The following is a 13,587-nucleotide window of genomic DNA, read 5'->3' on the forward strand; positions in this document are numbered from 1 at the left end:
GATCACTCGCCGCTGCGCTCCGCGAGCCCCTCGGGGCTGGTGGCGTGGTCGAGCGCCAGCGCCGCGGCCCCGTGCAGGGCGCCGGCGTCGCCGTGCACCGCGTCGAGCACGGGCACCGGGTGGTCGCGGCGGAAGGCCATGAGCGCGCCGACGTAGGCGTCGTCGAAGCCCGGCGCGGCGCGCAGGCCGCGGGCGAGCCCACCGAGCACGACGACGTCCGGGTCGTGGACGTGGACGACGCCGGCGATCCCCCGCGCGAGGGCCGCCGCGGCCACGCCGACCGCGTCGGCCGCCGCCGCGTCGCCGCCCGCGGCCCGCGCGAGGACGTCGCCGGCGTAGGAGCGCGGGTCGTCGGGCACGGGGTCGCCGAGCCGGCGGGCCAGGCCGCGTCCGTCGACCTCCGGGCCCCAGCAGCCGGTGGCCCCGCACGCGCAGCGCTGCGCCGGGTCGCCGAAGGGCAGGTGCCCGTACTCCCCGGCCGCGCCGTGCGCCCCGAGGTGCGGGAGGCCGTCGAGCAGGAGCGTCCCGCCGAGGCCCACCTCGACGGTGAGGTACACCGCGGTCGCCGCCCCCGCCGCCGCTCCCGTGCGCGCCTCGGCCACGCCGGCCAGCGTCGCGTCGTTGCCGACTCGCAGCGGGACCGGACCCGGCCCGAGGCACGCCGTGACCGAGCCCAGGTCGACCGCCTCCCACGCGAGCTCGGTGGCACGCACGAGGCCGTCCGCGGAGACCGGCGCCGGCGCGGCGAGCCCGACGGCGACGGCACGGTGCCCACCGGCGACCGTCGCCACGGCGTCGCGCAGCGCGGTGGTGACGCGGGCGGGGTCGCGGTCGTGGCGGGCGCCGACGACGCCGGTGACCTCGCCGTCGAGCCCGGCCAGGCCCACCCGCCAGTCCTCGTGCCGCAGGTCCACCGCGACCACCCGCGGGCCGTCGGGTGCGGGGTCGAGCGACGTCGTGGGCCTTCCGCGGCCCTGCACGGGCGCGCGGTGCTCGCAGAGCCAGCCCGTGCCGCGCAGCCGCGTGACCGTCTCGGTGACCGACGCGCTCGACAGCGCGAGGCGGCGGGCGAGCTCGACGCGGGTCAGTCCCGGGGTGCGCCGGACCTCGGCGAGGACCTCGGCACTGGTGCGCCAGCGGTCGACGCGGGCGCGACCGGGCTCACGTCCCGTCTCCGTTGACGCGCTCATGGCCGCGATTATGCTCGGGAAGCGAGTTTATTCAACCCGTCCCGGGAGGACCATCCGTGCTGATGCCCGCCGAGGTGACCGCCCGCCCCGTCTCCGGCCGGTTCTCCGCCGTGCTGCTGGACATGGACGGCACCCTCGTCGACTCCGACGCCGCCGTCGAGCGCTCATGGCGCAGGTGGGCGCGGCGGTGGGGCGCCGACCCCGCCGCCGTCCTCGCCGTCATGACCGGGCACCCCGCCGAGGCCACCGTGCGCCGCGTGCGCCCGGACCTCGACGAGGCGCTGGTCGCCGCCGCGACCCGGGACCACCTGGAGCACGAGTACGTCGACCTCGCCGACGTCGTCGCCGCGCCGGGCGCACCCGAGCTCGTCGCGCACCTCGAGGAGACGATGACGCCCTGGGCGGTCGTCACGAGCGCCGACACCCGGCTCGCCCGGGCCCGGCTCGAGGCCGCCGGCCTCGAGTACCCCGTGCTGGTCCCGCGCGACATGGTCGCGCGCGGCAAGCCCGACCCCGAGGGCTACCTGCGCGCGGCCGACTTCCTGGGCGTCGACATCACCGACTGCCTCGTGGTCGAGGACTCCGCTGTCGGCGTCGCCGCCGGTCGCGCCTCGGGCGCGCTGGTCGCCGGCCTGCGCGGCCAGCCCGCCGACCTCGCCGTCGCGTCCCTGCACGACATCCCGGCCCTGCTCGCCCAGGAGGTGACCGCATGACCCCGCCGACCTCGACCGAGGCGCCGGAGACCGCCCCCGCGGCGTCGCCGGCCCCGCAGCAGGCCCCCCAGCAGGCCCCCCAGCAGGCCCCCCAGCAGGCCCCGCAGCAGGCCCCGGCCCGGTCCTCGCGCGTCCCCGCGGGCGTGAGCCTCGCCGCCCTGTCCCTCGGCGGCCTCGCCATCGGCACCACCGAGTTCGCGAGCATGGGCGTGCTGCCCGGCTTCGCCGCCGACCTCGGCGTCTCGGTCCCGACCGCCGGCGCCGCCATCAGCGCCTACGCCCTCGGCGTCGTCGTCGGCGCCCCGCTGATCGCCCTGCTCGGCGCGACGTGGCCCCGCAAGCGGCTCGTCCTCGCGCTGGCCGTGTTCCTCGTCGTGGCGAACGCGCTCTCGGCGATCGCGCCGTCGTTCGTGCCGTTCGTCGGCCTGCGCTTCCTCGCGGGCCTGCCCCACGGCGCCTACTTCGGCACCGCCGCCGTCCTCGGTGCCGCGCTCGTGCCCCCGGAGCGGCGAGCCCGTGCGCTCGCCACGGTGATGCTCGGGCTGACGATCGCCAACATCATCGGCGTCCCCGCGGCGACCTGGCTCGGTGAGACCCTGGGCTGGCGCAGCGCCTACGTCGCGGTCACGGCGATCGCGCTGATCACGGTGCTCGCGGTCGCCACGCTCGTGCCGAACCCGCGCGACGCGGGCGGCGGGAGCATCAAGGGCGAGCTCACCGCCCTGACCCGTCCGCAGGTCTGGCTCACCCTGGGGGTCATCGCCGCCGGCTTCGGCGGGCTGTTCGCGGTGTACAGCTACATCAACCCGATCCTCACCAACCAGGCGCAGGTCTCGGCGACGATAGTCCCGCTCATGCTCGGCGCGCTCGGCGTCGGCATGACCGTCGGGAACGTCGCCGGTGGGCGCTTCGCCGAGCGGGCCCCGCGGGCGACGATCGCGATCGCGCTCGTCGTCTACTCGGCGGTGCTGGTGGGGTTCGTGTTCGCCGCGCACGACCCGGTCGCCGCGACCGCGGGCCTGTTCGCCCTCGGGTTCGTCGGGATGTCGGCGGGACCGGCGCTCATGGGCCGGCTCATCGACTTCGCCGCCGAGGGTCCGTCGCTGGCCGCCGCGAGCTTCCACTCGGCGTTCAACGTCGCCAACGCCGTCGGCGCCGCGATCGGCGGGCTCGTGCTGGCGGCGGGCCTCGGGTACGACGCCCCGGCCGCCGTCGGCGCCGTGCTGCCGCTGATCGGGCTCGTCGTGCTCGCGGTGTCGGTCGGGCTGGAGCGCCGCACGGCGCGTCGGTAGTCCCCCGGTTCCTCCCCCTCGCCGCCGAGGGACGCGGGGCCTGGTCGGCTGATCGCGCTCAGGCCGTGCGGGCGAGCTCCGCGACGACGTCGTCGACGGGCACCTCGCGGCGCTCGCCGCTCGCACGGTCGGTGACCTCGACGACGCCGTTCGCCAGCCCCCGCCCCACGGTGAGGGTCGTCGGCATCCCGAGCAGCTCGGCGTCGGCGAACTTCACCCCGGGCGAGGCCTTGCGGTCGTCGAGCAGGACCTCGAGGCCGGCGTCGGCCAGCCCGGTCGCGATCCGGTCGGCCGCCTCGGCCTGGGCCGGGTCCTTGCCCGCGATGACGACGTGCACGGCGTACGGCGCGACCTCGGCCGGCCACACCAGGCCCTTGGCGTCCGCGTGCTGCTCGGTGATCGCCGCGACCGCGCGCGTGACCCCGACGCCGTAGGAGCCCATCGTCACCGTCACGGGCTTGCCGTCGGCGCCGAGCGCCGTGAGCCCGAGCGCCTCGGCGTACTTGCGGCCGAGCTGGAAGATGTGGCCCATCTCGATGCCGCGCGCCGCGACCAGGGAGCCGCCGCCGTCGGGCGAGGGGTCACCCGCGCGGACCTCGGCGGCCTCGATCGTCCCGTCGGGGGTGAAGTCGCGGCCGGCGACGAGGTCGACGACGTGCCGGCCGTGCTCGTCGGCCCCCGTGACCCAGGCCGTGCCGGTGACGATCCGCGGGTCGACGAGGTAGCGGACGCCGTTCTTGGCGAGCCCGACCGGGCCGATGTAGCCCTTGGTGAGGAACGGGTGCGCGGCGAAGTCGGCGTCCTCGAGCAGGGCCACCTCGGCGGGCGCCACCGCGGCCTCGAGGCGCTTCATGTCGACCTCGCGGTCGCCGGGCACGCCCACCCCGAGCAGCGTCCACTCCGCCGCCCCGGGGAGCCGCGTCTTGACCATGACGTTCTTCAGGGTGTCGGCGGCGGTGAACTCGCGGCCCAGCCCCAGCCCGTTGACGTGCGCCACGAGCGTCTCGATGGTCGGCGTGTCCGGGGTGTCGTACACGACCGCCTCGGGCTTGTCCGCGATCGACTGCTCCGGCGGCGCGGGCGTCGTCACGGCCTCGACGTTGGCGGCGAAGCCGGTCGCGGGGCAGCGCACGTAGGTGTCCTCGCCCGCCTCGCAGGGGGCCAGGAACTCCTCCGACGCCGAGCCGCCCATCGCGCCCGACATCGCCGAGACGATCTGCACCTCGAGCCCGAGGCGAGCGAAGATCCGCTGGTAGGCCTCGCGGTGCCGGGCGTACGACTCGGCGAGGCCCTCGTCGGACAGGTCGAACGAGTACGAGTCCTTCATCGTGAACTCGCGGCCGCGCAGGATGCCCGCGCGCGGGCGCTCCTCGTCGCGGTACTTCGTCTGGACCTGGTAGAGCGTGATCGGGAAGTCGCGGTAGGAGCTGGTCTCCCCCTTGACCATGAGGGTGAACAGCTCCTCGTGCGTGGGCCCGAGCAGGTAGTCCGCCTTCTTGCGGTCCTTGAGCCGGAAGAGGGTGTCGCCGTACTCCGTCCAGCGGCCCGTGGCCTCGTAGGGCTCGCGGGGCAGCAGCGCCGGGAAGTGCACCTCCTGGCCGCCGATCGCGTCCATCTCCTCGCGGATGACGGCCTCGACGCGGCGCAGCACCTTCATGCCCAGCGGCAGCCACGAGTAGATGCCCGGCGCGACCCGGCGGACGTAGCCCGCGCGGACCAGGAGCTTGTGGCTGATCACCTCGGCGTCGGCCGGGTCCTCGCGCAGCGTGCGCAGGAACAGACCGGACATCCGCGTGACCCCTCGTGCCATGTTCCGAGCGTAACGACGCCCCGGAAGGGGGTTGCGCGCAGTCCTGCACCGTCCCGCGCCGTCGCCCGACTGATCCGGCGAGGTGGACGGGCTCCACGACCTCGCGCGGCGCTCGACGACCTGGGGCTGAGCTACGTCCCGCCGACCAGGGCCGTGACCATGTCGATCGCCATACCCACCAGCCACGGGATGATCCACACCGCGGCGACGGCCAGCGCGGCGACCAGGAAGATCAGGAGCACGCGGCGGCGACGGCGCTTCCGGTCGGCGCGCGCGGCCGCCCGGGCCGCGGCCTCCCGGCTCGCCGCGTCCCGGGGCAGGTTCGGCGTCACCGGCTCCCCGGGCAGCGTCGACACCCGCTCCTCGCGCGCCGCCTGCTCCCGGGCCTCCCGTTCCGCCTGCTCGCGGGCCCGGCGCTCGACCTGTTCCCGCAGCCGACGCTCGGCGTACGCGCGGGCCCGGCGCTCGGCCTCCTCCCGCGCCCGGCGCTGCGCTTCCTCGCGGGCGCGGCGCTGCGCTTCCTCGCGGGCGCGGCGCTCGGCCTGCTCCCGGGCCTCGCGTTCGGCCTGCTCGCGCGCTTCGCGTTCGGCCTGCGCGCGGGCTTCGCGTTTGGCCTGCTCGCGGGCCTCGCGTTCGGCCTGTTCCCGGGCTTCGCGTTCGGCCTGCTCGCGGGCCTCGCGTTCGGCCTGCGCGCGGGCTTCGCGTTCGGCCTGCGCGCGGGCTTCGCGTTCGGCCTGCTCGCGGGCTTCGCGTTCGGCCTGTTCCCGGGCTTCGCGTTCGGCCTGCGCGCGGGCCTCGCGCTCGGCCTGCTCCCGGGCCTCGCGCTCGGCCTGCTCGCGCTCGGCCTGCTCGCGGGCGAGGGCGGCGGCGTGGTCGGGTGACTCGCGCGGCTCGGGCGCGAGGGTCACCTCGTCGGGACCGCCCCACACGTCGGCGTCGATCTCGGCCTCGGTCCGCCGCCACCACCGGGTGCCCACCGCCACGACCCCACCTCCCCTCCGTCGCCGGGGCACGAGGCCGCACACGGCGCGCCCGATCACGGTAGGCGGACGCTCGGCCGGATGCGGCGAGCCGCGCCAGGACACGCGGAGATCTGTCCTCCCCGTCACCCGGCGGCGACCGGCACCGATGGCCGACTCTCGGACCAGATCCGGGCCCCGAGACGCTTCGGGAACCGACGCATCCCCGTGAGGAGACCCGCCCGGCTCAGGCCAGCCCCAGCACCGCCAGCGTCGTCCGGGCCGCGCCGCCGCCCTCGGTCTCGGCGAGGTCGAGGGCGCCGGGGACGTCGAGGTCGTCGAGCAGCCGCTCGAGCACCGCACCCGGCGCGGTGTCGCTCCCGTCGTGCCGGGCCGCGGCACCGTAGAGCCGCTCCAGCCGGGCCGCGGCGGCGTCCAGCGCGCCGGGGGTGACGTCCCAGGGCTGCGCCCAGGGCCGGTCGAGCAGCAGCAGGCGTACGGCCGCCGCGGGGTGGGTCTCCAGGAGCTCGCCGACCAGCAGCAGGTTCCCCGCCGACTTGGCCATCTTCTCGCCGTCGACCCGCACCGTCCCCACGTGCAGGCGCGCCCGGGCGAAGGGCGCGACACCGGTGAGGGCCTCGGCCATGGCGGCCTGAGTGGTGTGGTGGGGGTGGCGCAGGTCGGCGCCGCCGACGTGCAGGTCGACGGCGGGGCCGAGGACGGTCAGGGCCATCGCGGCGCACTCCGCGTGCCATCCCGGCCGCCCGTCGCCCCACGGGCTCGGCCAGGCGGCCTCGCCGGGCTGGGCCGGGCGCCAGACCAGTGCGTCGTCCGGGTCGTCGGCGTCGGGCCAGGGCGCCTCGCTCGAGGTGTCGTCGCCGGTGTGCTCCACCGACGGCAGCCCGGACGCCCGGAACAGCACCGCCCCGTCCCGCTCGTACGCCGCGCCGCGCTCCAGCAGCGCGGCCGCGAGCGCGACGACGCCGTCGACGTGGTTGTGCGCGCGGGGCTCGTGCGTCGGTGGACGGACGCCCAGGGCGGCCATGTCGTGGTCGAAGCGGAACTGCCCGACCGCCGCGAAGCTGTCGAACCGCGCCCCGGCCCGCTCGGCGGCGGCGTCGAGGACGTCGTCGACGTCGGTGACGTTGCGGCAGCTCACGACCTCGATGCCGGTGCGGCGCAGCACGCGCGCGGCGACGTCGGCCCAGACGAAGGTCGCGGCGTGGCCGAGGTGGGTCGTGTCGTACGGCGTGATGCCGCAGATGTACGCGCGGGCGCGCCCGACCAGCGGCAGCGGTGCGCCGGCGAGGCGGAGCGAGGGGGTCAACGGGTCCTCCCGGTGCGCTTGGCCGCGCGGCGCCACTGGACCATCCGCCCGAGGCCCGGGATGGCGAGCAGCAGCACCCCGGCAATCGCGGCGAACAGCAGCCAGATGCCGAGCGGCAGGGTGGCCTCCAGCCCGAGGAACACGACGCGGGCCGGTTCGAGGTTCTGGAGGATGAAGACCAGCAGGAACACGAGCACGACGGCGCCGAGGATCAGCCCGATCCAGGCGCCCCCGATGCGGGTGCGCCCCGGCGAGACCCGGGCGCGCGGGCGGGCGGCGGCCGCGCCGTCGGGGATCGTCGGGTACTCCGCCGGCGGCTCCGACCGCGGCCGCGACGGGGGCCCGGACGAGGGTCCCGTCGCCGGTCCGCGGTCGCCGGCGAGCTCCGCCCGCGAGACCGCGCCCGTGCCCGGCGTGGTCGGCCCGTCGGCGGGCGACGGCGCGCCGTACCGGGGCTCTTCGCTCATACCCGTCATCTTCGCGCGTCCGCGGCCTCGGTGTGGATCACGGGGGCCGACGCCACGCCGACGGCACCGGGCCGGCGCCGCCGTCAGACCGCCACGGCCTCGAGGAGGTGACGGGTGGGGCTCACCGGGGTCGTCCCGAGCAGCCCCAGCCCCGCCCGGGCGAAGAGGTCCTGCCACTCGGGCCCGGTGCGCTCCCGGCCGCCGGCGGACACCAGCATCACGAGGTCGAGGAACTTCGTCAGCGGGTCCTCGCCGGGCGGCCCGACCACCGCGTCGACGACGAGGACCCGCCCGTGCGGCCCGAGCGCGGCGCGCACGGTGCGCAGGATGCGGACCGCGTCGTCGTCGGGCCAGTCGTGGAGGATCCGCACGAGCAGGTAGGCGTCGGCGCCCCGGGGCACGCGGTGGAAGAAGTCGGCGGTCGCGATCGTCACCCGGTCCGAGACCCCGGCCTCGCGCAGCACCGCCGGGGCGCCGGCCACGACGTGCTCCTGGTCGGCGAGCACGCCCCGCACGGCGGGGTGCGCGGCGAGCACCGCGGCGAGGACCGCGCCCGTGCCGCCGCCGACGTCGGCGACGCACCCGTAGCGGCCGAAGTCGTGGGCCGCGACCAGGCGGGCGGAGTCGGCGCGGGAGAACGTCCGCATCGTCGCGTCGAAGATCTCGCCGTGCTCGGGGTGCCGACGCCGGTACTCCCAGACGTCGACGCCGAGGGCGTGGTGCGCCGCGGTCTCGCCGGTCCGCACGCTGTGCAGGAGGTCGCCCCAGGCCCGCCACTCGTAGTCGGCCCCGAACATCCGGGCGGCGGGGTCGACCGAGAGCGGGTGGTCGCGGCGGAGGTACTCGCCCATCGGCGTCAGGGTGAAGTGGCCGTCGTCGTCCTCGGCGAACACCCCGATCGCGGCGAGCGCGCGCAGCAGGCGGTAGAGCGTCGGGGCGTGGCTCCCGGTCGCCGCCGCCAGCCCGGCGACGTCCCGGGGCCCGTCGCGCAGGAGGTCGGCGACGCCGAGCTCGGCGGCGACGGTGACGGCGCGCGAGCGCTCGTAGCCCCGCACGATGGCGAGCAGCGCGTGGTACTCCGGCGTGAGCTGGTCGGTCATGGCGTCCCCCTCGTCGGACCGACCAGCATCCACCCGCGCCCCGCGGGGCGGCACCCCTCGCCGGACGATCCCCGTGCCCTCAGCGCGCCACGGCCACGGTGACCCCGCGTCCCCGGTGCTTCTCCACCACGAGCACGCCCGCGCCGACCTCCCGGGCGGCGAGGACCGCGGCGGCCTCGGCGACGCTGCCCGTGCCCGTCAGGCGGCGGACGACGGGCGAGGGGTGCGGGACGTCGACGGCGTCGAGCTCGCGCGCGGGGTAGGTCCGCAGCGTCCGGCCGGCGGCGAGGGCGACGACGGCGGGCTCGGCGGCACGGGTGTCGATGGTGGCGACGACCGCGAACCCGTCGAGGTCCAGCGCGTCGACGGCGTCCTGCAGGTGCGCGAGCGGGGTGCCCGGCTCGATCCCGACGCCGAGGACGGTCGTCACCGGCGGGCCCCGGCGACGTGGCGCAGCCACCGCGCCACGCCGGCCGGGCGCCCCGCCGGGTGGGTGTGCAGGTAGGAGGCGTGCACCCCGCCGGCGACGAACCCCTCGGGCTCGTCGCCGTCCCAGCGCCAGGCCGGGGCGGTCCCGGCGCGCGGGGTGGTGACGGTGCGGTGGAACTCGTGGCCGGTCACGGTCTCGCCGGCCGCGGCGAGCGGGGAGTCGGCGACGGCGGTCGCCGTCCGGTAGCCCAGCGCGAGGCGTGGGCCCATGGCGGCGTCGGCGTCGAGCACCCCGCACATCGGGGCGCCGTCCAGCGACCGCGCGAGGTAGAGCAGCCCGCCGCACTCGGCGTGCACGGGCGCGCCCGACGCCGCGAAGGCGTGCACGGCCTCGCGCAGCGGGGCGTTGGCGCTCAGGGCCGCGGCGTGCTCCTCGGGGAAGCCGCCGGGCAGCACGAGCCCCACCGTGCCCGCGGGCAGCGCCTCGTCGTGGGCGGGGTCGACGGTGACGACTCGCGCCCCGCCCGCGGCGAGCAGCTCGGCGTGCTCGGGGTAGCCGAAGGTGAACGCCGCTCCGCCGGCGACGGCGACGACGGGCGCGCCGGGCACGGGCTCGCCGACCGCGGTGTCCGGGTCCCAGGACGTGGCGGGCGTCGGGGGCGCCGAGCGGGCGAGGGCGGTGACGGCGTCGAGGTCGACGTGCTCGGCGACGAGCCCCGCCATCGCGTCGACGGCCGCGCGCGCGGCCCGGCCGTGCTCCGCCGCGGTCACCAGGCCCAGGTGGCGCGAGGGGACGGCGAGCTCCGCGTGGCGCGGGAGCACGCCGAGCACCGGCAGGCCGACCTCGGCGCAGGCGGAGCGCAGGACCTCTTCGTGGCGGTGCGACCCGACGCGGTTGAGGATCACCCCGCCCAGGAACAGCCCCGGGTCGAAGCCCCGGAACCCGGCGAGCAGCGCGGCCACCGAGCGCGACTGCCCGCGGGCGTCGACCACCAGCACCACCGGGGCCTCGAGCAGCCGCGCGACGTGGGCGGTGGAGCCGTCGGCCAGGGCCGCGAAGCCTGCGGAGCCGGCCCCGTCGGCCAGGGCCGCGAAGCCTGCGGAGCCGGCCCCGTCGGCCAGGGCCGCGGAGCCTGCGGAGCCGGCCCCGCCGGGATCCGGGTCGCGGCCGATCCGCCCGTCGAACAGCCCCATGACGCCCTCGACCACGGCCAGCTCCGCGTCCCGCGCGCCGTGCACGACGAGGCCGGGCAGGGTCGCGGGGTCGACGAGGACGGGGTCGAGGTTGCGGCCCGGCCGCCCGGCCGCCAGCGCGTGGTAGCCGGGGTCGACGTAGTCGGGGCCGACCTTGAAGGGGGCGACGGCGGTGCCCCGCCCGGCCAGGGCGCCGAGCAGGCCGGTGGCGACGGTGGTCTTGCCGCTGCCCGACGACGGGGCCGCGACGACGACCCGCGGCGGCAGAGCTACCACTCGATCCCCTTCTGGCCCTTCTGCCCCGCGTCCATCGGGTGCTTGATCTTCGTCATCTCGGTGACGAGGTCCGCGGCGTCGATCAGAGCCTCCGGGGCGTCGCGCCCGGTGACGACGACGTGCTGGTGGCCGGGCCGCGCACGGAGGACCTCGACCACCTCCTCCGTGTCGATCCAGCCCCACTTCAGCGGGTAGGTGAACTCGTCGAGCACGTAGAAGTCGTGCGCGCCGGCCTCGAGCCGGCGCCGGATCTCCGCCCAGCCCTCGCGCGCGGCCGCGGCGTGGTCCTCCTCGGACCCCTGCTTGCGCGACCACGACCAGCCCTCGCCCATCTTGTGCCACTCGACGGGCCCGCCCTGGCCGGTGTCGCGGTGGAGGTCGCCGAGCGCGCGCAGGGCGGTCTCCTCCCCCACGCGCCACTTCGCGCTCTTGACGAACTGGAACACCGCGATCGACGACCCCGCGGTCCACTGCCGCAGCGCGAGCCCGAAGGCCGCGGTCGACTTGCCCTTGTTCACCCCGGTGTGGACGACGAGCAGCGGGCGACGGCGCCGCTGGCGCGTCGTCAGCCCGTCCTGCGGGATCGTCGTCGGGACCCCCTGCGGCACGTCTGCCCTCCTCCGTCGGTACGTGAGCGGACTTTCCAGCTACAGCTCGAAAGTCCGCTCACGAGGCCCGGAACTGCTCCACCACGCCCGCCACGGACTCGCCGGTCAGCTCGTCCAGGGTCACGACGGCGCCGCCGGCGACGCGGGCCACGCGGCCCGCGAGCCCGAGGCGCACCGGACCCGACTCGCAGTCGACGACCACCGTGCTCATGCTCGCCCCGCGCCCGGCCGCCCCGGCGTCGCGGGCGAGGCCCCGCGCGGCGTCGAGGGCGGCGTCCAGGCCGCCCGACGCCGTCGCGCGCCCGTCGGTGAGCAGCACGAGCAGCCCGCGGCGGCGCGGGTCGCGGGTGCGCTCGGTGCGCAGGACCGCGCGCGCGGTGCGCAGGCCGTCGGCGAGCGGGGTGCGCCCGCCGGTGCGCAGGTCGTGCAGGCGCGCGTGGGCGGCGTGCACCGACGTCGTGGGCGGCAGGGCCACCGTCGCCGACGCGCCCCGGAACGTCACGACGCCGACGCGGTCGCGGCGCTGGTAGGCGTCGCGCAGCAGGGCGGCGACGGCACCGGTCACCGCGGACATCCGCCGGCGTGCCGCCATCGACCCCGATGCATCGACGCAGAACAGGACGAGGTTGCCCTCCCGGCCTTCCCGCACGGCGTGGCGCAGGTCCTCACGCGCCACGCGCGCGCCCCGCCCCGCCGCGGCGAGCACCGTGGCCGGCACGTGCAGGGTCGTGTCGCCCCGCGCCTCGGGGACGGCGCGCACCACCCGGCCCTGGCGCCCCCGTGCCCGCGAGCGGCGGCCCGGCGCCCCCGCTCCGGTGCCGCGGACCTCGAACCGCCGGGCCCGCAGCCGCGTCCGCGCCGGCGCGCCCACGGGAACCCCGGCGGGTTCCGGCTCGGGCGCCCGCTCCGAGGACCCGTTCGACGAGCCCTCCGACGAGCCCCCCGACGAGCCCTCCGACGACCCCGGCGACGTCCCGTCCGACGACCCCGCCCCGCTCGGTGGCGGGCTCGGCGCACCGCCGCCCGGTCCCCCACCCCCGTCGTCCGGCCCCTCCGGCCCGTCGGGGCCGCCGTCGCCGGGGCCGCCGTCGTCGGGGCCGCCACCGTCGGGGCCCTCGGGCGGCTCGGGGCCCTCCGGCGGCTCCGGTCCTGACTCCGTCTCCGGCTCGGTCTCCTGCGCCGCCTCGTCCGCCCGCTGCATCGCCTCGTCGAGCTCGTCCTCGCCGAGGTGGGGCTCGTCGAACGGGTCCCGGCGGCGCCGGTGGGGCAGGGCCAGGCGGGCGGCGGCGCGCACGTCGGTGGCGTCGACGGCGTCGGCCCCGCGCCAGGCGGCGTGGGCGACGGCGGTCCGGGCGAGCACGACGTCGGCGCGCATGCCGTCGACCTCGACCTCCGCGCACAGCGCCGCGATCCGCACGAGCTCGGCGTCGGGCAGGGCGACCGCACCGAGACGGGACCGCGCCGCCACCAGCCGCGCCCGCAGCGCGTCCTCGTCGCCGGCGTAGCGCCCCGCGAACCCGGCGGGGTCCGCGTCGTGCGCCAGGCGCCGGCGCACGACCTCGGTCCGCTCGGCGACGTCGCGCGAGGCGGTGACGTGCACGGTGAGCCCGAAGCGGTCGAGGAGCTGCGGGCGCAGCTCGCCCTCCTCCGGGTTCATGGTCCCGACCAGCAGGAACGACGCGGGGTGTGTCAGCGAGACACCGTCGCGCTCGACGGTCGCGCGGCCCGTGGCGGCGGCGTCGAGCAGGAGGTCGACGAGGTGGTCGTGCAGGAGGTTGACCTCGTCGACGTAGAGCAGCCCCCGGTGGGCGGCGGCGAGCAGGCCGGGGCGCACGGTGGCGCGGCCGTGGGCGAGGACCTCCTCGAGGTCCAGCGACCCGATCACCCGGTCCTCGGAGGCACCGACGGGCAGCTCGACGAGGCGGACGGGGCGGCGCTCACGGGGTGCGTCGGCGGGGAAGGGGCCGTCGGGGCTCTCCTCGCCGGCGGCGGTGTCGACCGAGAAGCGGTCCCCGACGACGACCTCCACCGGCGGCAGCAGCGTCGCGAGCGCCCGCACGATCGTCGTCTTCGCCGTGCCCTTCTCCCCGCGCACCAGCACGCCGCCGATGCCCGGGTCGACCGCGGTGAGCATGAGGGCCAGTCGCAGGTCCTCGTGGCCGACCACGGCCGAGAACGGGAAGGCCACGTCGGGGGCTCCTGACGGGTTCGGGGGGGGGAGA

Annotated in this window: 12 protein-coding genes; 2 read left to right on the forward strand and 10 right to left on the reverse strand. The window is 77.4% G+C overall.

Annotation, left to right across the window (positions count from 1 at the left end; translation table 11 throughout):
* Positions 1-2 precede the first annotated feature (2 nt).
* The gene (locus tag PGB27_RS02925) at positions 3-1,190 is read right to left on the reverse strand and encodes an ROK family transcriptional regulator (protein WP_274198830.1); all 1,188 of its coding nucleotides are present in this window, start codon (positions 1,188-1,190) and stop codon (positions 3-5) included.
* Between the two features lie 62 nt (positions 1,191-1,252).
* Between PGB27_RS02925 and PGB27_RS02930 the strand changes: the two genes are divergently transcribed.
* Both PGB27_RS02930 and PGB27_RS02935 read left to right on the forward strand, forming a co-directional pair.
* Positions 1,253-1,903: an HAD-IA family hydrolase gene (locus PGB27_RS02930; protein ID WP_274198831.1), complete on the forward strand. Its 651-nt coding sequence runs from the start codon at positions 1,253-1,255 to the stop codon at positions 1,901-1,903.
* The gene (locus PGB27_RS02935; RefSeq protein ID WP_274198832.1) at positions 1,900-3,195 is read left to right on the forward strand and encodes an MFS transporter; all 1,296 of its coding nucleotides are present in this window, start codon (positions 1,900-1,902) and stop codon (positions 3,193-3,195) included. The genes PGB27_RS02930 and PGB27_RS02935 overlap by 4 nt, the downstream gene beginning before the upstream one ends.
* A gap of 58 nt (positions 3,196-3,253) precedes the next feature.
* Here the strand turns inward: PGB27_RS02935 and PGB27_RS02940 are convergent, their stop codons facing one another.
* From PGB27_RS02940 to PGB27_RS02980, 9 genes are all read right to left on the reverse strand, one after another.
* Complete coding sequence (locus PGB27_RS02940; RefSeq protein ID WP_274198833.1) at positions 3,254-5,005, reverse strand: proline--tRNA ligase; 1,752 nt, start codon at positions 5,003-5,005, stop codon at positions 3,254-3,256.
* 131 nt (positions 5,006-5,136) lie between these two features.
* Positions 5,137-5,913 carry a hypothetical protein gene (locus tag PGB27_RS02945; protein WP_274198834.1) on the reverse strand — a complete coding sequence of 259 codons (777 nt, stop codon included), beginning with the start codon at positions 5,911-5,913 and terminating at the stop codon, positions 5,137-5,139.
* A gap of 298 nt (positions 5,914-6,211) precedes the next feature.
* Positions 6,212-7,291 carry a cysteine--tRNA ligase gene (locus PGB27_RS02950; protein ID WP_274198835.1) on the reverse strand — a complete coding sequence of 360 codons (1,080 nt, stop codon included), beginning with the start codon at positions 7,289-7,291 and terminating at the stop codon, positions 6,212-6,214.
* On the reverse strand, positions 7,288-7,758 hold the full coding sequence (locus PGB27_RS02955; protein ID WP_274198836.1) for a LapA family protein: 471 nt from the start codon (positions 7,756-7,758) through the stop codon (positions 7,288-7,290). Before PGB27_RS02955 ends, PGB27_RS02950 begins: the two co-directional genes overlap by 4 nt.
* A gap of 83 nt (positions 7,759-7,841) precedes the next feature.
* Positions 7,842-8,858: a methyltransferase gene (locus tag PGB27_RS02960; protein ID WP_274198837.1), complete on the reverse strand. Its 1,017-nt coding sequence runs from the start codon at positions 8,856-8,858 to the stop codon at positions 7,842-7,844.
* A gap of 79 nt (positions 8,859-8,937) precedes the next feature.
* Positions 8,938-9,288, reverse strand: a complete 351-nt coding sequence (locus tag PGB27_RS02965) for a cobalamin biosynthesis protein (RefSeq protein WP_274198838.1) — start codon at positions 9,286-9,288, stop codon at positions 8,938-8,940.
* On the reverse strand, positions 9,285-10,748 hold the full coding sequence (locus tag PGB27_RS02970) for a cobyrinate a,c-diamide synthase (protein ID WP_408630002.1): 1,464 nt from the start codon (positions 10,746-10,748) through the stop codon (positions 9,285-9,287). The genes PGB27_RS02965 and PGB27_RS02970 overlap by 4 nt, the downstream gene beginning before the upstream one ends.
* A gap of 2 nt (positions 10,749-10,750) precedes the next feature.
* Entirely contained in the window at positions 10,751-11,365 is a 615-nt protein-coding gene (gene cobO, locus PGB27_RS02975) for a cob(I)yrinic acid a,c-diamide adenosyltransferase (RefSeq protein ID WP_274198840.1), read from the reverse strand.
* A gap of 58 nt (positions 11,366-11,423) precedes the next feature.
* Positions 11,424-13,499 (reverse strand): VWA domain-containing protein, encoded by a 2,076-nt coding sequence (locus PGB27_RS02980; protein WP_274198993.1) that lies wholly within the window; start codon positions 13,497-13,499, stop codon positions 11,424-11,426.
* Positions 13,500-13,587 lie beyond the last annotated feature (88 nt).

It is taken from the genome of Actinomycetospora lemnae (genome assembly GCF_028737315.1).
Taxonomy (GTDB): domain Bacteria; phylum Actinomycetota; class Actinomycetes; order Mycobacteriales; family Pseudonocardiaceae; genus Actinomycetospora; species Actinomycetospora lemnae.